Source organism: Verrucomicrobiia bacterium, from assembly GCA_035629175.1.
Classification (GTDB): domain Bacteria; phylum Verrucomicrobiota; class Verrucomicrobiia; order Limisphaerales; family DASXHY01; genus DASXHY01.
This window is the reverse complement of sequence record DASPIL010000020.1, coordinates 21,218-43,860: the sequence shown is the minus strand read 5'-3', so window position 1 is coordinate 43,860 and position 22,643 is coordinate 21,218. Positions and strand designations below refer to the sequence as shown.

General features: G+C 57.4%; 21 protein-coding genes. 9 read left to right on the top strand and 12 right to left on the bottom strand.

Going from position 1 to position 22,643, the window contains the following annotated elements:
- The first annotated feature begins 40 nt into the window (after nucleotides 1–40).
- The 3 genes from VEH04_03235 (at nucleotide 41) to dnaG (ending at nucleotide 4,205) form a co-directional block, all read left to right on the top strand.
- On the top strand, nucleotides 41–1,672 hold the full coding sequence (locus VEH04_03235; protein ID HYG21771.1) for a tetratricopeptide repeat protein: 1,632 nt from the start codon (nucleotides 41–43) through the stop codon (nucleotides 1,670–1,672).
- Between the two features lie 67 nt (nucleotides 1,673–1,739).
- On the top strand, nucleotides 1,740–2,348 hold the full coding sequence (locus tag VEH04_03230) for a CvpA family protein (protein HYG21770.1): 609 nt from the start codon (nucleotides 1,740–1,742) through the stop codon (nucleotides 2,346–2,348).
- A 51-nt stretch (nucleotides 2,349–2,399) separates the two neighbouring features.
- Entirely contained in the window at nucleotides 2,400–4,205 is a 1,806-nt protein-coding gene (gene dnaG, locus VEH04_03225; protein ID HYG21769.1) for a DNA primase, read from the top strand.
- Nucleotides 4,206–4,225: 20 nt separating this feature from the next.
- On the opposite strand, the gene VEH04_03220 is transcribed toward dnaG, so the two are convergent.
- Nucleotides 4,226–6,847 (bottom strand): glycoside hydrolase family 9 protein, encoded by a 2,622-nt coding sequence (locus VEH04_03220; GenBank protein HYG21768.1) that lies wholly within the window; start codon nucleotides 6,845–6,847, stop codon nucleotides 4,226–4,228.
- 140 nt (nucleotides 6,848–6,987) lie between these two features.
- Between VEH04_03220 and VEH04_03215 the strand changes: the two genes are divergently transcribed.
- Both VEH04_03215 and VEH04_03210 read left to right on the top strand, forming a co-directional pair.
- Nucleotides 6,988–7,662, top strand: coding sequence for a response regulator transcription factor (locus VEH04_03215; protein HYG21767.1), 675 nt, complete (start codon nucleotides 6,988–6,990; stop codon nucleotides 7,660–7,662).
- Between the two features lie 151 nt (nucleotides 7,663–7,813).
- On the top strand, nucleotides 7,814–8,188 hold the full coding sequence (locus VEH04_03210) for a hypothetical protein (GenBank protein HYG21766.1): 375 nt from the start codon (nucleotides 7,814–7,816) through the stop codon (nucleotides 8,186–8,188).
- Nucleotides 8,189–8,280: 92 nt separating this feature from the next.
- Here the strand turns inward: VEH04_03210 and VEH04_03205 are convergent, their stop codons facing one another.
- From VEH04_03205 to VEH04_03155, 11 genes are all read right to left on the bottom strand, one after another.
- Complete coding sequence (locus VEH04_03205; GenBank protein HYG21765.1) at nucleotides 8,281–9,156, bottom strand: hypothetical protein; 876 nt, start codon at nucleotides 9,154–9,156, stop codon at nucleotides 8,281–8,283.
- A 21-nt stretch (nucleotides 9,157–9,177) separates the two neighbouring features.
- Nucleotides 9,178–10,827 carry a secretin N-terminal domain-containing protein gene (locus tag VEH04_03200; protein HYG21764.1) on the bottom strand — a complete coding sequence of 550 codons (1,650 nt, stop codon included), beginning with the start codon at nucleotides 10,825–10,827 and terminating at the stop codon, nucleotides 9,178–9,180.
- A gap of 247 nt (nucleotides 10,828–11,074) precedes the next feature.
- Nucleotides 11,075–11,524, bottom strand: a complete 450-nt coding sequence (locus VEH04_03195) for a hypothetical protein (protein ID HYG21763.1) — start codon at nucleotides 11,522–11,524, stop codon at nucleotides 11,075–11,077.
- Nucleotides 11,521–12,117, bottom strand: a complete 597-nt coding sequence (locus tag VEH04_03190) for a hypothetical protein (GenBank protein HYG21762.1) — start codon at nucleotides 12,115–12,117, stop codon at nucleotides 11,521–11,523. Before VEH04_03190 ends, VEH04_03195 begins: the two co-directional genes overlap by 4 nt.
- Entirely contained in the window at nucleotides 12,114–12,779 is a 666-nt protein-coding gene (locus VEH04_03185; protein ID HYG21761.1) for a hypothetical protein, read from the bottom strand. The genes VEH04_03190 and VEH04_03185 overlap by 4 nt, the downstream gene beginning before the upstream one ends.
- A gap of 1 nt (nucleotide 12,780) precedes the next feature.
- Nucleotides 12,781–13,845, bottom strand: coding sequence for a pilus assembly protein PilM (pilM, locus tag VEH04_03180; protein ID HYG21760.1), 1,065 nt, complete (start codon nucleotides 13,843–13,845; stop codon nucleotides 12,781–12,783).
- A 159-nt stretch (nucleotides 13,846–14,004) separates the two neighbouring features.
- On the bottom strand, nucleotides 14,005–14,622 hold the full coding sequence (locus VEH04_03175) for a hypothetical protein (GenBank protein HYG21759.1): 618 nt from the start codon (nucleotides 14,620–14,622) through the stop codon (nucleotides 14,005–14,007).
- Complete coding sequence (locus VEH04_03170; GenBank protein HYG21758.1) at nucleotides 14,609–16,459, bottom strand: hypothetical protein; 1,851 nt, start codon at nucleotides 16,457–16,459, stop codon at nucleotides 14,609–14,611. The genes VEH04_03175 and VEH04_03170 overlap by 14 nt, the downstream gene beginning before the upstream one ends.
- On the bottom strand, nucleotides 16,456–17,109 hold the full coding sequence (locus tag VEH04_03165) for a prepilin-type N-terminal cleavage/methylation domain-containing protein (protein ID HYG21757.1): 654 nt from the start codon (nucleotides 17,107–17,109) through the stop codon (nucleotides 16,456–16,458). The genes VEH04_03170 and VEH04_03165 overlap by 4 nt, the downstream gene beginning before the upstream one ends.
- 13 nt (nucleotides 17,110–17,122) lie before the next feature.
- Entirely contained in the window at nucleotides 17,123–17,674 is a 552-nt protein-coding gene (locus VEH04_03160) for a prepilin-type N-terminal cleavage/methylation domain-containing protein (protein ID HYG21756.1), read from the bottom strand.
- Nucleotides 17,675–17,854: 180 nt separating this feature from the next.
- Nucleotides 17,855–18,751: a LysR family transcriptional regulator gene (locus VEH04_03155; protein HYG21755.1), complete on the bottom strand. Its 897-nt coding sequence runs from the start codon at nucleotides 18,749–18,751 to the stop codon at nucleotides 17,855–17,857.
- 114 nt (nucleotides 18,752–18,865) lie between these two features.
- On the opposite strand from VEH04_03155, the gene VEH04_03150 reads away from it, so the two are divergent.
- The 4 genes from VEH04_03150 (at nucleotide 18,866) to VEH04_03135 (ending at nucleotide 22,634) form a co-directional block, all read left to right on the top strand.
- The gene (locus VEH04_03150; protein ID HYG21754.1) at nucleotides 18,866–19,075 is read left to right on the top strand and encodes a DUF2892 domain-containing protein; all 210 of its coding nucleotides are present in this window, start codon (nucleotides 18,866–18,868) and stop codon (nucleotides 19,073–19,075) included.
- A 117-nt stretch (nucleotides 19,076–19,192) separates the two neighbouring features.
- On the top strand, nucleotides 19,193–20,461 hold the full coding sequence (locus VEH04_03145; GenBank protein ID HYG21753.1) for an MFS transporter: 1,269 nt from the start codon (nucleotides 19,193–19,195) through the stop codon (nucleotides 20,459–20,461).
- A 158-nt stretch (nucleotides 20,462–20,619) separates the two neighbouring features.
- Entirely contained in the window at nucleotides 20,620–21,792 is a 1,173-nt protein-coding gene (locus VEH04_03140) for a DNA-binding transcriptional regulator (protein ID HYG21752.1), read from the top strand.
- A 104-nt stretch (nucleotides 21,793–21,896) separates the two neighbouring features.
- A complete protein-coding gene (locus VEH04_03135) occupies nucleotides 21,897–22,634 on the top strand; it encodes a prepilin-type N-terminal cleavage/methylation domain-containing protein (GenBank protein ID HYG21751.1) in 738 nt (245 codons plus the stop codon).
- Nucleotides 22,635–22,643: the final 9 nt, after the last annotated feature.

Genomic DNA, 22,643 nt, shown 5'->3' with positions numbered 1-22,643 from the left:
TTCTTGACACGTTCGGATGCGAATGGTACCACGAGTTCACATGCGCATCATCAAAAATTGGGGTGCAGCCTCGTTCGTGTTCGTGCTGCTGGTGGCAGGACTGTGCGGATGTGCTCCGAAAGGAACGCGTGCGTTTCTCGAGGCTCGCGAGATGATGGAAGACGGCCGGTTTGCTGAGGCAGTCGAGGAGTTGGAAATGGCGGCGAGTCTCATGCCCACGAACGCAGTGATCTGGAATCAGCTGGGGCTTGCATACCACCACACGGGACAGTTCACAAATGCCGAGCAGGCCTACGTGAAGGCGCTGACAAGTGATCGAAACCTCGCGGAAGCCCATTATAACCTCGGATGCCTGCGTTTCGAAAACGAGCAATTTGAGGGAGCGCGATCGGCGTGGGTGGTGTTCACATCGCTTCGAGCAACTGTTCCAGAAGGCTGGCTTAGGCTCGGAACTGCCCACTTGAAGCTCCGTGAATTCCCGCAGGCTGAACGCTGTTTTGAGGAGGTTTTGCGGCTGGAAGGGAAGCATCTGGAGGCTCTCAACAGCCTGGGCTTGCTTCATGCCCAGCGCCGGGATTTCCGGCGCGCAGTGTCGTGCTTCACCGATGCGCTTGAGCAGAAGCCGGATTATGCACCCGCGTTGCTGAATCTTGCCGTCCTCAATCACACACAGTTCAATAATCGCCCCGTCGCACTGCAGTATTATCGGGAGTACGCGGCCGCAGCCGGGGAAACAACGGAAGCGAAGGCAGCACGACAATGGGCAGGTTTGCTGGAAACCGAACTGGCACCCGCGGCACAGGCAGAGAGCGGCTCCGCTCCGGGAGCGACAACACCGGCGGCAATTATCGGAAGTGCGGGTCAGGAACCGGACACAGCACGTCCCGTGCGGCCCCCGCCAACCGCGGTTGCCGAGAGCGCGAGCGCGTCACGTTCTCCCACGACGTCTGTTGCGCGCGCTTCTGTTTCGACGCGAACACCCGCTCCCGTGGCCCGCGCTGAAACGCCCGCCGCCCGCACGAATCAACCTGGGTTTTTGCAGCGGATCAATCCGATGCGAGTGATTCGGAATCGCGGTGAAGATGAACCGCGCGCTTCTGATGCGCCGAAGCCGGTTGCGCGTGCGCGGGTGGAAAGCGAAGCGTCGCCAACTGCGGCTGGGTTCCCGCGCTACAGCTACCAGAATCCGCCCAAGCCGCGACCCGGTGATACGGCCGCCGGCGAGCGCGCGTTTCAGATTGGCAGCCGCGCTCACCAGACGACGCGTCTCACCGAGGCGATCCAGGCTTACCGCGAAGCCACGCGGCTCGATCCTGCAAATTTCGAAGCGTTCTACAACCTCGCCCTGGCATCCCTTTCCACGGGTAATCTGTCTCAGGCTTTGACAGCCTATGAGCATGCGCTCGCAATTCGGCCCGACTCCCTGGACGCGCGTTTCAACTTCGCGCTTGCGTTGAAGCAGGGTAATTACGTTTCTGATGCGATTCGCGAGCTCGAAACCATCCTGGCGCGCTATCCGCGGGAATCCCGGGTGCACGTGCTGCTCGGCAACATTTACTCACAGCAACTGCGTCAGAACGCGAAAGCGAAGGAGCATTACCTCACGGCGCTTCAGCTCGATCCCCGTAATCCGCAGGCGCCGAACATCCGCTTCTGGCTGAGTTCCCATTAATTCCCGGGTGGCACGGAAACGGCTTGTTTGGGGAGGATGACCTGCGTTTAAGCGCCAGGTGTCTCAAATGAACGCAACACTGCCAATCAACTGGTTTGATGTCCTCACTGTGATGGTGCTCCTTTTCGGTGTGCGCCAGGGTCGCAAGCACGGGTTATCCGAGGAACTGATGAGCATGCTGAAGTGGCTGGCCATCGCGCTCGGGTGCGCATTCCTTTATCATCAGGTTGGGTCTGCCCTGGCCGACCATTCCGTGTTCAGTCTGCTTTCCAGCTACCTCATGGCGTACGTCGCGCTCGGCCTGGTGTTCTTCATTGGCTTTTCCTATTTGAAAAAGGCGGCTGGCGGAAAGCTGATTGGAAGTGATGCGTTCGGCAGCAGTGAATTCTACCTCGGAATGGTCGCGGGAGTAGTGCGGCTTGGGTGCGTGCTGATCGCCAGCCTCGCCCTGTTGAACGCCCGCGCTTACAGCACCGCTGAAATCCAGGCTGCCGAGAGGTACCAGAATGAGGTTTACGGAAGCGATTTTTTTCCAAGCCTTTACGAGGTGCAGTCCCAGGTTTTTCAGCACTCCTTGACCGGCTCGTTCATTCGCGGTCAGCTCGGATTTCTCCTGATCAAGCCGACGGTGCCCGAGTCGAAGGAATTCCAGCAGCGAGAATTCGCCACCCCTTGAGTTCCCTGCAATCAGCCTTGTTTCGATTCCGCCGCTGAATAATCTGCCCGCATGCCGGGCTTCATTGCTCCCGCCACCCTGGAACGGATTCGTGCCGCCAGTGATATCGTGGACGTCATTGGATCGTATCTGCCGTTGAAACGCGCGGGTGCGAACTTCGTCGCCCTCTGCCCGTTTCACAAGGAAAAAAGCCCGAGCTTCAACGTCAATCCCAGCCGCCAGATCTTTCATTGCTTTGGCTGCCACAAAGGCGGAGACGTGTTCACGTTCGTCAAGGAATACGAGAGCGTGGATTTTCCTGAAGCTCTGAAGCGGCTCGCCGACCGCGCGAAGATCCCCCTGGAATTTGAGCAAGGCGCGGAACAGGTTCAGTCCCGCCACCTCAAGGACACACTGCTGCAGATTCATGAGCAGATCACGCAGCGGTGGCAGAACTGCCTTGCCAACGAAGCTGCCGGTCAGGCGGGGCGCGATTACCTCGCAAAACGGGGAGTGACGGCTGACGCGATCAGGCTGTTTCGGATTGGCTGTGCGCCAGACGCGTGGGACGACACCGTCAACTGGGGCCGCAGCAAGGGGTTTGCGGCTGACATGATGGAGAAGTCCGGTCTCGTGCTGCGCAAGGAGGGCAGCGATCACTTCTACGATCGGTTCCGCGGGCGGCTGATGTTCCCGATTTGCGACGAGCAGGGCAGGGTGATTGCATTCAGCGGGCGTGTGCTGGCTGGCGACGAGAAGTCGGCCAAGTATGTCAATTCGCCTGAGACGCCGATTTTCACAAAGAGCAAAGTGTTCTTTGGACTCGATAAATCCAAGCGCGCGATTCTCGATGGCGGTTTCGCGATCGTCTGCGAAGGCCAGCTGGATTTGATCGCATGTTTTATGGCGGGAGTGGAGAACATCGTGGCGCCGCAGGGAACAGCCCTCACCCATGAGCACGCGCGCATCCTGAAGCGTTACACCGACGAGGTCGTGCTGTGTTTCGACTCCGACAACGCGGGCCAGAACGCCACGGTTCGGGCGCTCGACGGCTTGCTGGAGACCGGGTTTGCTGTTCGCGTGGCGATCGTTCCGGCGCCTCATGATCCCGACAGCCTGATCAAGGCGTCAGGCGCTGACGCGTTTCGAAACGTGATCGCCGCCGCGCAGGGATTCTTTGACTATTACCTCGGGAGGCTCACTGCACTGCACGACGTCGGCACTGACAAAGGGCGGCTTGCGGTGCTTCGGGAGATGGCGCAGGCCGTGTATAAGACTGGAAACAACGTATTGATTGATAAATACGCGCAGAAGACCGCGCTGCACCTGGGAGTTTCCGCCGAATCGGTGCGAGCCGAATTTAAAAAGTCAGGCCTGAGTTACAAGTTGCCTGATCGGGAGCCAGCGGCCGGGGGGCCGCCTGACGAGGAGCCGGAAATGCCGAGGCCGACGACGCAGGAGCTTTGGCTTCTTAAAGTCATTTTCCGACACGAAGACCTCGTTCGCTGGTGCGCATCGCACCTTGATCTTCGCTGGATTCAACACGACCACGTTCGCGCGGCGATTGCGAAGCGGGTGGAGCTAGAAACGGGCGAGGCGTGGAGGAACCTTGGCGATTTTTTAAGCCAGCTGGAGGATGCCGCGATGCGCAGCCTTATCACGGAAGCCGCGGCTGAAGATCGACCGCTGCCGAATCCCGCGCAGCAGCTCGCGGACATTGCGACGCGTTTGCGAAATCAATTTTTTGATCGGCAGATGCAGGCCCTCGGCCGGCGCGCGGGGCTGTCGGAAATTTCCGATGCGGAGCGCGATGAGCTGCTTCGCCAACAGCAGGATCTTCGTCAACTCAAGCGGCAGCCTTTGCCCGTGGTAACTTAACAGACGCGGCTGAATATCGTTCAACGAACAATGAGGTTTGTGACAGCGACGAAGCGGCGCCCGTCAGGCAGCAGCGCTTCAGCGTCAATCCATTGTCTTCCCGATTTCGCGGGTTCGAACACAAACGTCCTTCCGATAAAGGGTTCTCCGCCAGTTTCCCAAACAGTCCGTGCCTCAGAAAGATCGACGCCGTCCACGGTCAGCTCTAATCGATTCGTCTGCCCCGCGCGCACGCCTGCGGGGATGCCGCTGATGCGGGCCAGTTGAGGTTTCCATGGCTGGGCTTTCAACGGGGTTTGCGCCATCAACCACGCAAGTGCCGCGAGTCCTCGCGCCTGGTTTGAAACGACGAACTCCTGCTTCAGGTTGAAGCTGTCGCCCCAGCGGTCGTACATGGGATAAGGCGCGATCGAATCGTCGTCCGCGGGATAACTGATTTCCCCGAGTTCCTTTCCGTAGTGATCCAACCAGCCGAATCCATCGTGAATGTTCCCAAGCGGGATTCCAGCAGGCGGAAGAATTCTGCGGTCGTTCTGGGCGTATTGATGAACGACCTCGCGTTGAGGACGCCATCCGATCCCGGTGAGATAACACACGTTGACGGGGTTGCAGCCAAACTCGAAGTTCACGTTGCGAAGGATCGCGTTCATGAATTGCTTTCGAGGATCGTTCATCACGGGGTATTTCAGCTGACAGGCCACCGCGAGGTCGAAAGCCGCATCGCTCGAGAAATACCAGCCCGCGCTGCGTGTGCGTTTGGTTTCGATCGGGAAACTGGTGCCATAGGCGCTGTTCTCGGACCGTTGCAACTGATCCATTCCCGCAGTCTCGATCTCCAATTCGCACTTCGCGACAAGGGAGCGGTCGAGTTGATTCGCCTTCAGGCGCCCGCTCCGTTCAGCGAAAGCATAACTTCGGATGGCATGGCCATACGCTTCAAACAAGCGCCACCAACTCCATTTGCGCGTGGCAGGATCCGAGGGATTGAGCCATTCCGCCAGACGTTCCGCGTAGCGATCTTCTCCCGTGGCTGCGAACATTTCGCACGCAGCCCAGGCGAGTTCGTCATCATGTATGAAATCATTCCCGTAATGCGTGATCTTCTGGTAGGCGCCGTCCTTTCCATGTTTTGCAATGGCTTTCTCCAGGAATTCCCATCCCTTGCGCGCCTTTACAAGATACAGTGCCGCGGCATCCGGAAACTGCCGTTTGAAGGCAGGAGACGAGGCGCATTGTGCCAGCGCGGCTGTTGCGGCTGCGGTAACCGCGGTTGTCTTCGGGAACACGACCTGCGGATCGCCGTGATCGGGCGTGACATCGTTTTCGTAGCGGCGCTCGCGCGGATACACCAGGAAATAAAAGCCGCCGTCCGCATCCTGCATTTTCGCCAGAAAATCCGCCTCCCATTTTGCTTCCTGAAGAATGTCACTCTTTCCATCGCCACTCTCCGGCAGGCCGAGATTATCCAAATCGGCGACGCCCGGGAAATTGTCGGCTGCGAAGACCAGCAGATGCACCAGGTTCGCGCTGTTTTCGGTGTATTTGCTGTAGTCACCGGCATCATGGTGTCCGCCCCGAACATCGACCGGCCCTTTGTTGATGAACGGGTACAGGCTGGCAGCGACATCCTTCAATGGACGCGCGGTATGACGTCCCTCACGCGCGCCTTCTGTTTCCTGTTCCAGGACATAATTCACATTTTCGAACCGTGCCGAACGGTCTGGAACTTCCGCGGGCGCCGCATGGCAGTCGCCATGCGTGAAGCGCGTGAAGGGCAGGACGTTGTCTGTGCCGCAACGCTGGTGATAAAGTCCCAGCGCGTAGGTTCGGGTCCACGCGGCGGCGGCATCGTCACTGATTTGGAACGGCCACGACACGCCTAATCCCGGCACGAACACCCGATACGTGCCGGGTTTCTCAAACTGTGTGAAATCGGCTTCGTAAACCTTCTGGTACGACGCGAACGGGAAGCCCCGATCCAGCCGTGTTTTAAGTTCACCCTGGAACACTGAAGCGCCCGTGGGGTCAATAAGATGAAAGACGGGTGTTCCATTCTTGAATACAGAGCCCAGGTCAAGTTCGCCAAGAGAACCGAGATAGTAGCCTATCATTGCGGCCTTGTGCTGCCGCGGAAGATAGCCAATCTGATTTATGTGAATGGCGGGCGACCAGCGATCTGGCGTGGCTTTCGTGGATAATCTGGTGGGACCGGTTCCACCCCGGGCGCCCGGGATTCGGACTTCGATCACATCGTTCGACCCAGGGGCGGTGCCCAGCTGAACGAAGAGGTGATTTCCAATCCGCAGATCGCGTTCCTTCAGGGGTGCGTACAGCACACGTCTCCTGAACCCAACCTGCTCAACGGGTATAGATCGGCCGCTAGCAGTCACGGAAATATCGGCGGGTGCAGGCAGGCGTGCGCGTCCGTCTCGTCCGATAAAGTTCCACTGGGTGACAGGGGCCGCCTGGCTTGGTTTCGAGTTGACCAGTGTGACTTCCACGAGCTGGGGCGCGAGAAGGCGCGCGCTGAGGGCACCGGCCGCCGGAAGTTGCAACGGCTGTTCCTCGGAGGCCAGAGGTTGCGCCCCGGCGTGCAGGCATCCGGCCAGACAGAGCACGGGAATAAGGCGAAGTCTCAACATCGGGCGGATACTGCCGCTGTGCGAGAGGCCCGTTCATGGGGTTTTTCCCGAACAAGATTTTCCAAAATGCGTCTGGCACAAACCGGATCTCGCGTTAGGTTCGATGTGAATTTACAACGAGAGTACACACCGACATAGGTATGCAAAAAATTACGGTATTTCTTGCGGATGATCATACGGTTGTCCGGCAGGGGTTGAGGGCGTTATTGATTGCGGAAGGTGACATTGAAATCGTTGGAGAAGCGGGGGACGGCAGGACTGCTGTCCAGAATGTCAAAAAAATGATGCCTGACGTGGTTGTGATGGATATCGCCATGCCGCAACTCAACGGTTTGGAGGCCACCCGGCAGATCGCGCACGCGCTGCCGGCGACGAAGGTTCTGGTTCTTTCCTCATACAGCGATGATGAATATGTCCAGCAGCTAACCGAAGCTGGGGCAGCGGGATACCTCATCAAACAAACGGCGGCAAACGAGTTGTTGAAGGCCATCCGGGAGGTGCATCGCGGGAATGCCTATTTCAGCCCGTCGATCGCCAAGCGTTTGCGGGACCAGTGTCGTGAGGCATTCGCGAGCGGCCAGCCCGCACGGCGGCGGACGGATCACCTGACGACACGCGAAGCAGAGGTTTTGCAGTTGATTGCCGAAGGCCGCGCAAACAAGCAGATCGCTGCTGAGCTGTGCATCAGCATCAAAACGGTTGAGAAGCATCGGCAGCAGGTGATGAACAAGCTGGGAATTCACGACGTCGCTGGATTAACCCGGCACGCGATTGCCAAGGGCATCATTGAAAGCCATACCGGATTGAATGCTTAAAGCGGGAGGCGCTGACGGAATTGTGATTGCGCTGATACTGTAGATTCTTCTGCCATTTTCGTAGCGCAGGTTCCCAACTGTCGGGTCTGTCCGGAGGTTTTCGGAAGGAAATCGTTTTGCAGTTTTCAGCCCCGGCTTTCATCCTAAAGGCATGACTCAACCCTTGGCGCTGATTGCTTACGAGAAGCTGCTGCCTGGAACACAGGTGGCGAATCGGCTCCGGGATCTCAACTACCGCGTGCAGGTGGTTCCCATCGGGCACGAACTCGTCAAAAAAGCGCTGGAGAGCCGTCCGCTGGTTGTGCTCGTTGACTTGTACAGCCAGGCCTCCGACGCCTGTTCAGCCATTGCCGAACTGCGAAACACCTCGGAGACGAAGCATATTCCAATCATTGCATTTGCCTCGGACGCCGACAGCGGCTTGCAGGATGCCGCCCGTGCGGCAGGTGCCACCCTTGTCACGGCGGACACCACCATCCTCCCGCACCTGGAGCAGTTCCTTGAAAGAGCTCTGAACGTGGAGTGACGGATTGAACCTGGACATCGCAGGTGTGAAAAAACAGCGCCGCCCAAACAGGGCGGCGCTTTGAGAAAAGGAATCAGATTGTCGCGGACTCGTTATTCGAAACGCACCGCCTTGAATTCGAAATAGGAATCGCTCGCTTGAATAACCCCTTTGGTGACTGCGGAGGTTTTCTTGCCGTTATTGAAATTCCCGATGGATGCTCGCAGAACGTCGTTTGTCCCCGTCCTTTCCTGAATGGCGAAACCAATCTTCTTTTGTCGAGAGATCATGGCCACGCTTCCTCCCTCGTAAGGGTATTCGTATGTAGGCCCGCTTCCTTCGATGATATAGACGTTTGGCACTTCCGACAGGGCGAGGGAGAAGAACTCCTGATCCACGACGTTCTTTATTTTCCTGGCTCCATACCACCCTGAGGCATCGAATGTCCCGCCGCCTTTGGGCGTGACGGTTCGAAGCGGAATGCCACGGAAGGCTACCTTGCCGTAGGTCGTTGAAGCGACGAGGGTCAGGCGTTTGTTAGCCTGCGCCTTGCCGCGGAAACTGACGGAGTTGACCACCTCTTCGCCTCCGACGGCTCCGATGAATGTATAGAAGCCAACGGTATTTCCCTTCAAATCCATCATCCAGGTTCCAGAGATGGGGGTGAAGCCGAACCAGTTGGTTCGCTTGGTCTGTGCGTTCGTGCTCGCACCATCAGATCCATCGCGAGACGCGGGCACGCCACGTCCATTATCCTTGGGAGCCTTCTTCTGAACTCCAGAGAACAGGGCGTAACCGGACACTGTATTGTCCGCGCCGAACTCCAGAATCATCAAGGCAGCCTGGCCTCCGCCGGAGGCGACCACATCCCAGGAACCAACTGGCGAGTTGCGTTGCGCGTGGGCCACCGTCGCCGCCATCGTCGCGACGACGAGGACTGCGAGCCACTTGACGTGACAGAGCATGAGTTTACCGATCGAGTGTTTCATATCGCTGCTTTCAGGTCGGGGTCAGTTGGCGCTGGAAAAGTCCTGGAACTTGGCGTCCGACTTGTTTCGACGGCTCCAATCCTTGGGCTTGCCGCTGTCCCACGAGGACCATTCTTTTGAATCTTCCTTGGGCACGGGGTTGCGGAGGAACGTGGTCTGCGTTGGCTGATAGTCTGAATCCTGCACAATTGTCGGGGTGATGAAAATCAGTAGGTTGTTCTGTGAGCGCTCCTTGCTGTCCGTGCGGAAGGCGCGGCCGAGGAAGGGAATGTCGCCGAGGCCTGGAACCTTCGTGTTGCCAGTGCGGATGTCGTCTTGCACGAGACCGCCCAACACCAGGGTGTTTCCGCTAGGGATGACCACCGTTGTTGTGAGCACGCGCTTGTCGAATGTATAGACTGTGTTCTGTGCGCCGCCGCTCTGGACCTCATCGATGCTGAATACGCGGGAGACTTCCGGAGTTACCTTCAGGTTAACCGTGTCGTCAGCGGAGATTCTGGGAGTAACATTGAGAATGACGCCGACGTTCGAATAGGTGATCGATGATGCGCCGGGGGTGTTTGCTGAGGACGGCGAAGTCGTGATGATCGGGATCTGTCGAACGACATCAATCTTAGCGGTTTCATTGTCGAGGGTCACGGTGCGGGGCGCAGAGATGACTTTGGCCTCGGCGTTCTTGTTGAGGAACGCGAACACCGCACTGACGCCGTCTGCGTCGAGGAACGCCGTGCCGGGATTGAAGCCTCGTGCTGTGTCAAACATCATCTTGGGCCATGCGCTTGCGAGCGGCTTGTTGTCGGACTGTCCCGAGTCCTGCGGCTGGCTCTGGAGATTGTTTCCGAAGCTCAACTTCTGGGCCTGAAGCGTGCCTGTCCAATCGAGTCCCTTGACTGTCTTCGGGTTCATCGAGGTTTCGAGCAGGCGGGCTTCGATCAGCACCTGGCGGGTGGGGAGATCCAGGCGCAGCACCATTTCGTCTATCGCGCGAAGTTCCTTCTCCGTCGCTACGACGACGATCTGGCTCGTGCGCACATCTGCGATCACCTTGCTGCGCCGGTCGACGAAACCAGACTGCACCGAGGTGATGAGATTGCTGGGGCTGGCGTATTTCAACTGGATGATCTTGGTGAGCAAGGGATCGGGCGCGGCGGGATCCTTGAGGGTGATCCGTGCAATGCGTGTCTTGGGATCCTCCACCATCTGGAGAGTGTAGTTGTTGAGCAGCGCGTTCAGCGCCTGTTCGGCTGAAATGTTTTCCCAGCGAATTGAAACGTTTGGCTGCGGCACGGGACGCCCATCAGCTCCCGGCTGGCCGAACACAAGGCGCGGGTCGAGCATGTAGTTGATGTTGGCCTGGCGCGCGAGATTCTTGATGGCGTCGGTTAGCGGAACCTCGTCCATGACGATCAACGGGATGATCGCCGACATTGTGGCGGAAGGGGCGGCATCGTGATCCGACGCCGGGGAAATGCTGCTGACAGGCTCGTTCTCGACGTTTACTTCGACAGCGGCAGTGCTGTCGGCTGTCGTTGCTGTTTCAGCAGGCGCAGTCACATCAGCAGCTGGAGCTGCGTTGGGGGTTTCTGAGACAGGTGGATTGTCCTGGGCGCATACAGCCAACCGGCCGATCATTAGTCCGGCAGCAATCAGGAAAACGAGGTTACGTTTCATGTTGTTAAGATTCCGTTTGTCCAAAGGTGCTTCGGACGTTCTATTGTGCATTGAGCAGTCGCAGTGCCAATGGATCGTTAGCAGGAGGATCGCTGGTAAACAGCGGAGTAAGAATGTTATTTGTATTACCTCTGGACAAACGTCACTTACCGGCGAGGCAACGTTGCCGCTGAAACCGTGAAAAAAAATGTCTCATGCGGAATGCGCATGAGACAGAAGAGTTTACGAATCCAGCTGGGGATCGAGGCTATTTCTTGTCGCCGAGTCGAAGGGTCATCTGCCGTCCGTCGATTTCCACGACGACCGTTTCGCCCTGAATTGACACGCAGCGCAGCGTGGCCCGCGCCGCACCGGCCCGAAGTTCTGTTGATTCACCAGGGGCAAGTGTTCTGCCGTTGATGATTGCCAGCGGCTTCTCGGCTGTTCCGGAGAGGCCATTATAGAGCAGCTTGATTGCAGGCCGCGGCGCCGATGTCTTGGTTCCGGGTTTGAGGCGGACGGACTCAGGGAAAAATGGATCACGAGCCTGGCTCTCAGGCGAAGGTATTGTGAATACCGATTTGGGCACGTCGTTCGTGATCAGGTCAAGCGGACGCAATCGTGGAATGGCCCGCGATTGTGCCTCTGCTGCCTCCTGCGAGAGGAGGAACAGGAACAGCGTCGCCAGAAGAAGTGATCGAAAGCAGTGGAGGTTCATAGCGGTTTCGTTGACGCCCGTTGCGGCGGTTTCACCAAGGACACAATTTCCATTCGAAACGCGAGTTTTTCGCGATCTTCAGGACTTTGCGCGGATGAGCGGGCAAGGTTGACGTTTTGAATTCGCGCGGCAGGAAACTGGTTCTCGAAATCGGCGATGAACTTCCCGATGTCGAAATAGGTGCCTGATCCGGAGATCGTGAGGCTGACCTGCTTGTAGGGAAAACGGGGAAGCATATCGACTTGCGATTCATTGCCTGCCATGAACTGGGGAATGTCGATGTTGTGATCCTGTTTGAATCCGCGGACGAGGGAAACCATTGAAGAATAGAGATCTCCGCTGGCCATCCGGTCCTCGTGTTCGGTGAGTTTCTGATCGATCAGGTCAAGTTCGGATTCGATGGCGCGGCTGCTCGCAATGATCTGCATAACGCGCAGTTTCTTCGATTCGCTCGCGGCTTTCTTGACGTCGAGTTGATCGATCACACTGTGTTGGTAACGGATCAGGAACGACCAGAGGCCGCACAGGACCAGCAACACCATGATGCAGGTCAGGATGACTTGATTTCTTTTTGCTTGGCTGAGCTTTCTCATCGCATCTTTTCCGGAAGTCGGGCCTCGAGGGTGAAGCTAAGATAGGGTTTTCCGGACGGGTCCGCCTGGGGTGCACCCAGGGTTACCAGCCGAAATTCGTTCGTGTGGCGCAGTAGTGTCGAGAAATAGGTGTTGGTGGACAGCTTCTCCTTGAAGATCTGAACCGCATCCCCGGGATTGTCACTGTTGTCGCGGGCCTGCAACGTGAGGACGATTCGTTCCTTCGATGTCGCGGGCTTTGGCGTCACACGTTCGCCGGGCTTCGACTTGACCTCCGGGGTTTGCGCGTAACTGTGACTGACAGAAAGGCTGGTGAGCTGGACATCGGGAGAGACAGGCTCGGTAAGCGTCTGAAGCAGATTACCGATTAGAAAGCGGTTTGTGGAGAGCTTGTGCAGAGCCACGAGCTTGAGACCATGGTCGACGAGGTCCTTCTGGCTCTGAAGAATTCCGACGTATTCTGATTCACGGGATTTGATTTCGTCTTCCAGCCGGCTTACTTCGCTCCGCGATACTAACGTTCGCGCGACGAGGGAGCTGCTGTAGGCGAGGATGAGCATCAGGAGAATCACACCAACCAGGATGACCCGCTTTACCGGGTCGCGCTGGCGAAGATCCTCAAGGGCTTTTGCTTCGGCGAGAAGATTGATGCGGATGGGCATATCAAAGGACGGTAAGCGCGGTTCCGATCGCAACACTCAGCTGCGGATGGACCTGTTCGAGTTCGGCAAGCTGTTCAGGAGGAAGCGCGTGTTTGAATGATTGGGTTGAGTCCCAAGTGGTGCATTCGACGCCAAGTTCCTGGCGGAGGACCTGCAGCACAAATTCGGATTTGGCAGTGGCGCCCGAAATGAGGACTCGTGAGATGGCTCGATCCTGCTGGTGTTCGAAGAAATCCATCGACGCACGAAGCTCGCGGGCGAGCGGGATGAGCAACGCCTCCAGGACGGAATTCACCTCGGAAGGCATGCCGATCTTGATGCCCTCGGCTTCCGCGTAACTGATGCTCATCGCATCGGCAAGGCCGGTTGTCAGTTTGTCGCCGCCGATTCCCACGACGCGGTTCAAGCCCAGTTCGCCCTCGCGCACAATCGAGATCGAGGACGACTTGAAGCCGAGGTCGACCAGCGCGACGACATCGTTCTTCCAGGCATCCGGAAAGGCATTTTCAAAGGCATTCACAGGTCCAATGACACAGGGCACTATGTGGTCGGCGATGAGTCCGGCTCCTTTAGTGGCTTTCGAGTAGTCATCCACGAGCTGGTTCTTCGCTGCGGCGATGAGAATTGTTTGCTTTGTCGAGCCAGGGTTCTTGGCGTCGGCTTTGGGCGCTGTGGCGTTGCCTCGGAAAAAATCAAAGATATAGCCGCTGAGATCCTGTTGAAGATAGGTTCGTGAATTGTTTTTGAGAATCTGCCGGAGATCGTCGTCGGGCATCGCGGGCATGTCCACGTGTCTGACAATCGCGTCATTCACTCCGACAGTCAGTGCAACATGCTTCGCCTTCGTATCGAGCGTTTTCAGGACTGCGGCGAGATGTTCCTTCAGGAGCTCGACGGGCATTGTCTTTTCGTACAGAGGTGCATCGAGAATGGCAAATCCGCCGAGGGCGAGCCCGTCGCTGCGGCGTTGCACATGTACGGCTTTCGTGAAGCGGTTGCCCAGGTCTATGGCAACGATTTGATCCAGCTTCCTTCGATGTGAGTTGTTAAAAAAGGGCAGTGCCATGATAAACGTCAGTTCGTTTCACGTTACGTAAGCAAACTCTTCGCCAACTTTTACCGGGACTGAAAAGGATACCGTGCCGGGGGTAATGCGCCAGGTCGCGGCGGTTCGGAAGTGATCGAAGCTGGCGCTGAGAAATTTCTGCCGGGCAAAATCTCCCGGTCAGGAGAAGTCAGGGAGCGGAGTGATGACGATCGGACCGTGTTCGTCGGTTTGCATGCTGGCCAGGACAATGCGCAGGAACAATCGGGCCCGATCGAACTGGGCGGCGCTTGCAAAGAGCGAGATCTCAAGGGTGCCGCTCGAAGTCGGGATATAGACAACGCGGGCCCGCTGTTCCGCGCCGGACTGCATCCAGCGAAGATCGAAGCCGGGTCCACTTCGATTCAAGGCGTATTCGGTCAGCTCTTCGACGATCGTCGGATTTTGGCCCAGCCGCAACGCACGTTGCTTCCATGCGTCCCTCGCAGGAGCGTCTCCAGCCTGAGAACGTGGAACCAGCTGAATCGAAATGTATTGTCCGAGTTCAAGATTTGAGACAACAACGCGATCGGGATCGGCAGCATCGAGTTGAAAACCGCCGGGAACCCTGAGAACCAGCTTGTTTGTGCCAAGTGAGATGAACGCGCGATGGATCTGTTCGGCACCCACCGTTTCGCCGGCGCGCATTTCAACCCGAAGCGCCGGCGTGTTGGTCGCCAGGAAGGGCAGCTGCCCGTGGCAAGGTAACAGAGCCAGTCCGAGCAGCGTGGCTGCCCACGTTTTCTTAAGGCGCGACATTGTATGTGAGGGTGTTGGGCGGCGGGGTCGCCCAGCCGAAGCGGAGCGCCACCAGCGCGCAGGGAATTCCAGGCGGAGTTTGCGCCGGATCCTTGAACTTCAAATCGTAGCTGAAGCGGCGGGTGGGCGGATCGTAGTATGTGCCTGGATTGAGGAACTCGCCTGTCGCTTTGCGGCTGCGGAAGAGGTTGATCATGGACGTGTTGATCGTCAGAACCTGATCGTCTGAGTTCCAGTCTTCGAGCAATCGCGGCAGGTTGTGTACGCCGCCGCTGAATTCTGTGTTCCCATTGCCCGTTGAGGGCACGATGCCAGTGAGAATGGCTGCGTTGATGGTCGTATCGACGGCATCGCGGCTCGTGTAACTGCCAGAGCTCAGGGAATCCCTCCACTGGGATGAGAGGATCGTGAGGGAGTCTGCCATGAGGGCCGCTGGAACTGTTCCGGCGGCGAAGGTGTTGGTCGTGCCCTGCGCGCTTGGAGAGTTATAGTGCCCCTGCACATAGAGCGGATTCGGAGTGGCGACCGTAAAGCCTTGTCCGCCGTTGGAGGGCGGGGCGATGCCATTGGTCAGGCGAACCCCGAAAAGCAGTCCGTTTGTGGTGCGATTGTCGGCGACGTAAAGGATGGTGGGATAATTGCCGCTGCCGGACGGGTACTTGCCGGATACACCCGACACGTTGGGGTTGCTATTGAGCCATTGCGAATATTTACCGATGTCGACTTGCGTGACCCACGCCGTTTTATCCTCGCGCCGATCGTAAAAGCGGTTCGAGATCGATAGGAATGGCAGGTTTGTGATGAGCGACGATGCCACGAGATTGGTGTAGCGGAGGACAACCTTGCTTGGGTCCTCAGCCGGAAGTCCTGCTGCTGTCGGGCTTTTTTGGATGATTGTGGTCACGGACGTGTTGCTGACCAGGATGATGACCGCAGCCTTGTTATAGAGCCGTTGTTGGTCAATGGTGGATGCGTAGTTATTGCTGAGCGGCATCTCCAGGAGGCTGTAGGTATTCGTCATCGGGATCGGAATCTGGATCGTCGGCACGTTGTTGATGAACTTTGGAGTGCCATTGAAGCGGGTGCGCCAGTTGGAAGTATTATAATTCGTCGGCCCGGTCCATGTGGTGCCATTGTTGCGCGGCGCTGTGATCAGTCCGGCGGAAGTGACCGTGGTGTTGAAGGTCAGGGTGGCGCCGCTCCCGGCTCCCACATAGATGTTGGTATTGCAATGAACAGGTCCGTTCACAACCATCGTTGCGCACGTGCTGAACTCCAGCAGGTCGTTGTAGAAAATCGCGTAGGCAGTGAGCGGCACGAGGGCGAGCAGCACATCCTGTTGGGCGGTTCCGATGACGCCGTTGCCTCCGCTGGCGAGCTTCGCGTTTGAAAGGATCCTATAAACGGGAGCATTCGCCGTGTAGCGCCCTTCGTACGCTTGAGGCAACTGCCCTGTGTACTGGGCAATCTGGTTGACATACGTCTTGCCATTATTTCCCTGGCCATCTGAGAAGATAAATCGCGCCCAATAAGCATCGTTCGTGGAACGCGGGATATAACCGCGGTAATGGATTGAGTTCAGGCTGTTTGTGACCGTGCCGGGTCCGCCCGCTGACTGGAAGTCATATTGCATCTTTGCAAACACCGCCTCGACGGATGCTTCGGCCGCATTCTGGCACATCATCAGTTCAGCATGACGGTCGTTCAGCTTGGAAAGCGTGTAGGTTCGCTGCGATGTGGACGCCAGAACAATGAAACTGACTGCGGTGATACCGAGCACCATGAACAGGGCATAGCCTGACAGTGTGCGACGATTTGGACGGAGATTTGTTTTCATCGGCCTTCGGGAACGTGCGGGGTGAGTCGGAATTCCATCTTGTAGCGATCGTAGAAATTGCCAGGACCCACCTGCGTCAGCGGGTACTGATACTGGCAGAAATCGAGAATGAACCTCACTACGCGGCGATTCGAGAGGTCATAGATCGGTTCGCCCTTGTGATCTTCCGCTATGAAGACAAGGCTGTTCTGGAAATTGTTCGTCAAGTGGCTGGCAATGATTTGGGGGGTAAGATTCCCGGTCCGGATCCGGCGGAGGGTGAAATTGCCAGGGGTGTTGGTCTCGAAGTAATAGGTGATGCTGCTGCTCTGGTTCGTGGTCAGAATCAGTTGCAACGCGTTGCCACGCTGTTGGACTCCGTCCTCCAGCGCTTCGAATCCCGAGTTTCCCATGTTCCCGATGGAATGGAACTTCGCGGTTCGCACGTGCAGGCAAAGTTCGCCTAGTCCGCGCCGCGCATCATCACTCGCGCCAAGCTTGCTCTCCACCAGTTGATTATAGCGAAGCCCAAACAGATGGGCGTAAACCATGGCCACCGTGACCATGCTGAAAATGCCCATCGATACCATGATGTCGATGAGGGTAAATCCCGCGAGAGACACCGGCCGGGATTGAACGCCCATCCTTCCTGGATTCGAAAACAGTTTCATATGCTTCCCAAAGTCAGTTGAAGAGGGTGTCGCCGGATCGATTGTCCGGCGCGCAGTAGGTGGAAATGGAGTTCGTAAACAGCCTTATTTGATTCGCCCACGAAAATGGCCATACGGTGTCGACCTTCACCATCCACACCCTGAGGCCTGTGCCTGTGCCGACGGGAATGGGTTTAAGCGTCACGTAATTGGTCGCGAAAACGAAATTGTTCCCGGAGTAGGGGATATCAAGGATGTTTGTCGTGTAGCCCGTAACCGTCTCCCCCGAGCGCGCCCGCGCGATCAGCACCATATTCGTGATCTCATTGCGTCCGTCCGGATTGGCGCCCGTCGCATTCTGGGCGGGATCGTAAGTTGCCGAGCGAGCCTGCTCGATCTGCTGGATCGCAAGAGCCTGCGCCGCCAGGGAGTATCCGGACCATTGCGCGCGGCGGGCCAATTGGGTGTAGCACAGGATTGTGCCGGCGAATGCAGTGGCGACAATCGCGATCGCGATGACGACTTCAACGAGTGTGAAGCCGCCCTGCGTTTTGGCTGCGTTTGTCTTGTAACGGTCAGAATGCATGATGAACCGATTGTTGACTGAACATCCGGGAAAGGAGCATTCGCGCTGCCAAAGAGGGGATCATCGCAGCTGACAGGGAAGGAGCGGCGTGTTTGTGCGGAAATGGATCAGCGGCGAGCGGAGGCTGAAGCGGGCCCTGTCACACGACCGCGCACTGTGTCTTGAACCGAGGCAGCCGGCTCAAGCCTTAATGGCGCCGGGTTTTGGCGATAGACCTGACGCGCGCGAACGCATGGCACTCACGAAGGATTCAATCACTTTGTTCGGCTTGCCCCGCCACAAGGCTCCCATCAGAATCGGCGGAAAACCGTCCAGCGGGAGCGCTCGCACTTCCGCGGGACGTTTCCAATGCGGCGTCAGCACTGAAAGTCCAATTCCAAGTCCGGCAGAGACGTAAGTGTCGATGAGGTCAGCGGAACTCGCTTCGATCGCCGGGAACCAGTCGATCTTCATTTGCCTGAGTTTTTGTTGAAACAAGCGGGTGACAAGCTCGCCAGGCGGAAGACAGATAAGAGGTGTGTCGATCCTGTCCTGCGACCACAGCTGGTTCGCGGCGGTAATGGGAGAATCGCGGTGGACGAGCAACGCCAGCGGCGCCTCAAGGAGCACCTCAGACCGGAGTCCCGTCATGGATTTTTTTTCCAGAAGGGTGATGGCCAGGTCGAGCTCACCGCTGTGCAACAGCGTTTCAAACTCTGCAGGATAGCCGTTCCGCAACAACACGCGCAGCCCGGGGAACTTCCTTTTCACGGATGGAATGATCGCCGGCAGATGATCTCTCAAAACAATGGTCGACGCGCCGATTCGGACCTGTCGAGCCTGTCCGCCCTGAAGTTCCGTGACAATCGAGTCAAGCCCCGCGAAGAACGGCTCGATGAACGCGAAGAGACGCTGCCCCTCGGCTGTCAAAGCGAATGGGCGGCGCCGAAATAGCGTGACTCCGAGGAACTGCTCCAATTGCGCCACCTGTCCGCTGACCGCGGGTTGCTGGATTCCATACGGAATGTTTCTGACGGCTTCCATGATGCCGCCGTGCCGTGCGACGTAGTAGAAAAGTTCCAGGTGGTGAATGTTCATTTGCCAAGAGTCAGGGCGGCGCAGTTTTGCGGATTCGCATCCTGCATGCAAGCGCTCCAGTCTTGCAGAACCATTTTGCCTCGGGCTGGTTATATGCTAAGTACCCTTCAGCGTATGAGTCGCTTCTTCGATCGAAATATCGGTTTTCAAGGCCGCATTGTTCGTGGCGTGCTGGGATCGGTGCTGTTGATCGCAGGCATCATCACCGCGGATTTTCATCTGTGGATCTGCCTGGGCCTGGTTGCGGTGGGTTTGTTTGTTTTGTTTGAGGCAATCCGTGGCTGGTGCCTGGCTCGTGCCTGTGGCATTCGGACAAAGCTTTGATCGCCGCACGCTCGCTTGAACAACGTTCCCCTATCACCGCCCCCGTCTCCAAGCTTTCCCGCAGGTCTGCACAACGCCTTCTGGTTCGGTGCACTCAATGCACTTTCGTTTCCAATCATGCAGAGCAGCCCGATGGTGCTCTACGCGAAATCGCTGGGAGCCAGTGCAACGGTCCTCGGCATCGTGGCTGGCATGATGCCTCTGCTGGTCATTTCCCAGATTCCGGCTGCAAATTACATCAATCGCATCGGCTACAAGCGATTCGTGTACGCTGGGTGGGGAACGCGGGTGTTCTTCATCATTGGAATCGCGCTCGTCCCGCTTGCGAGTTCTTTTCTCGATGCGAACAATCGGCTGGCCCTGACGATTGCCCTGTTGTTCTGCTTCAACCTTTCGCGAGGAATTTCAAGCAGCGCATGGCTGCCGTGGATCACGGAACTGGTGCCTGAGCCGCTGCGGGGAAGGTACCTCGTCCGGGATGCGGCGACGACAAACTTTGGGTGCTTCGTTGCGTTCCTGATTGCGGCGGCCTTGCTTAGTGGACAAACCCATTCGTGGCAGTTTTCGCTCCTTTTTGCATTCAGCGCCGCGGCAGGCGGAACGAGCCTCATCTTCCTGAAACGCATCCCCGACGCGCCCATCTCCGAGCCTCCGAGGACTTCGAACGCCCGAATCCCGTGGGTCGAGATGCTGCGATTTCCGCCGTTTAAAAAACTGTTGAGCGCGGTGGTTGCCTGGTCTGTGGCCTATGGCGGCATGACGGCATTCACCGTTGCGTACCTTCGCATGGAAGTGGGTTTGAGTGAGGGACGCATCCTGCTCATCACCTCGGTGGCATTTCTCGGCGGCCTGAGCAGCCTGGGTTTCATCGGCCACCGGCTGGACCGGCTCGGAAGCAAACCCGTGCTGACCTTCTCGCTCGCTGCCTGGATGCTGGTGTTGGCCGGTTGGGTGGCGTTCTCGGGAAAAGTGATGGATGTGCGGCTGGTTGGATTGGCCGTGCTCCAGTTTTGCATGGGTCTGCTGGCGGCTCTGATCAATATGGCAAACAGCCGCCTCGCAATGGCTGTCATTCCGAAGATGGGCCGGAACCATTTCTTCGCACTGTATTCTGTTCTGGCCAACGTGACGCTTGGACTTGCGCCGATTGGCTGGGGGCTGCTGATCGATGCCATCGGCCGGCGCGAAGCGGTTTGGATGGGCATTTCCTGGAATCGCTACACGGTTTTCTTTGCCGCCGCATCCATGGCATTCCTGGCCGCCTTGTTTCTGGCGCGGCGACTGCAAGAGCCGGAAGCAGCCAGCATGGAACAACTCCTCCGGGAGGTTCTGATCCAACCCTCGCAACGGCTGTGGTTGCGGTTCGGTCCGCGCGGCTGGATTTGATTTCACCCCTTTCGTTTCCGTTCCTGTCTCCCGATCGCGTTTCGTATTTGGGTTGGTGCTGCGCCGTCTTTTCGCGAACGGGAACCTTCCTGCACGAATTCTTCAAATTTAGTCTGTCGGGTTTTGGAGATTGACGGCGCATTGTTGATTGAACGCCCATGACGAACATTCCAAAAGTCATCCTGTGGATTGAATCGTCGCGGGCGTCTGGCCGCGAATTATTGTGCGGCATCGCAAACTACGCCCATCACCATGGCCCGTGGCAATTTTATTGGGAGCCCGGCGGTCTTGAAGAGGGTTCGCAGATGCTGAGGAATGTGGAAGCCGACGGCATCATTCTTCGCGACACCGGAAAGCTTGAGGAAGCGCTGGATTGTGGAATTCCTGCGGTGGTGATCGGGCACCGGAAGAGCGAGGTCCCGGGTGTCGTGAACGTCATTACGGACTCTGACACGATTGGCAGGATGGCGGCGGAGCACCTGTTGAGCTGCGGATTCAAGCATTTTGCCTACTGCGGATACGCGCGAACCGAATACGAGAACACCGCATGGTCGGGATTGCGGAAGATTTCCTTTCAACGCCGGCTTGATCAGGCTGGGATGACCGTCGTCTCACATTACGAGATTTCGCGAGCGGGCCATGATCGCGGTGACGAGCTTCGGGCATTGGCCGACTGGCTGCATACCCTTCCGAAACCGATCGGGATCATGGCGTGCAACGATGAGTGCAGCCAGCGCGTCATGGAGGCGTGCAAAGCCGCAGGCCTGGCGGTGCCGGATGTCGCAGGTGTCATCGGCGCCGACAACGATGAAATCGTCTGCGGACTGACGAACCCTCCGCTTTCAAGCGTTGCCATTGATTTCCAAAGAGCGGGCTACGAAGCCGCGCATGCCCTGTCCGGATTGATGCGCGGATATGACGGGATCTCGCGGCGCATTCTGGCGACCGCGACGCAGGTGGTGGCGCGGCGTTCGACGGATTTCGTTGCGGCCGATGAACCGCATTTGGGGAAAGCGTTGAGGTTTATCCGGGATAATGCACGCACGAGCATTTCGGTGGACGACGTCGCCCGCAACTCCGGTGTTTCCCGGCGCTCGCTGGAGAAACGATTTCGTGCAGCGATTGGAAGGTCGATCCTGGAGGAGATTCGGCGCGTGCGAACCGACCAGATTGCGCGGCTGCTTGTGGAGACGGATTTGCCGATCAATGAAATTGCCGAACTCGGTTTTGCAGAGGTCCAACACTTCTCCCGTTACTTTCGTTCGATCAAGCAGGTGAGTCCGAGCGAGTATCGGAAACGCTTCCGCGACACTGCTGCGAGAGAGGCGTGAAATGGAGATTCTTTTCCGCAAACTGGCGTTGTTTCCCATCCGACGAACTCTCTACTGTTGATGCCAATCGCCCTTCGACCAGAACCCATATGAACAATCATTCCATGAAGAAGAACACGGCGGTCCGATTTGCTGCTGCGCGCGCGTTTACGCTGATCGAGCTGCTGGTGGTGATTGCGATCATCGCAATTTTAGCCGCCATGCTGTTGCCTGCGCTGGCGAAGGCGAAGGCCAAAGCGAACAAGATCGCGTGCGTGAACAATCAAAGGCAGTTGATGATCGCCGTGCATATGTACGCGAACGACAATCGGGACAAGTTGCCAGATTTGAAAGCGTTGCCGTTTTCATATCCTCCGCAATACATTCCGCCCGGCAACTGGTGTTGGGATCTCCCCGTCATTTTTGTGGATAAGCTGATCGAAGCGGGTGCAAAACAGGATGTGTTCTTTTGTGCGGCCAACAAGGAGTTCAACACGACGAACACGTGGAACTTCGGTTTTACGCCTCCGAATAATGGCTTTCGAATCACTGGATACGTCTGGCTGATGAATGGAATCCCGCAGTTGCCCACAAACGTGGTTTACACCCCGCGTTCGCTCGCCGGCGATTCCAGGCACCCCCCGAGCACAACGGAGTACATTGTGGATGTTGTCATCAGCCTCAACGGCAGCTATGCAAACGTACCCGTTGGGGGTCTGCCCGCTTCCGTGCGGCAGCGAACGAGTCACTTGAATGGCGGCCGCCCTGATGGCGGAAACATTGCCTTCCTGGATGCTCACGTCGAGTGGCGGCAATTCCGAAACATGACGAACTCGTTCGGAAATCCCCGATTCCAATTTTGAGAAGCGCAG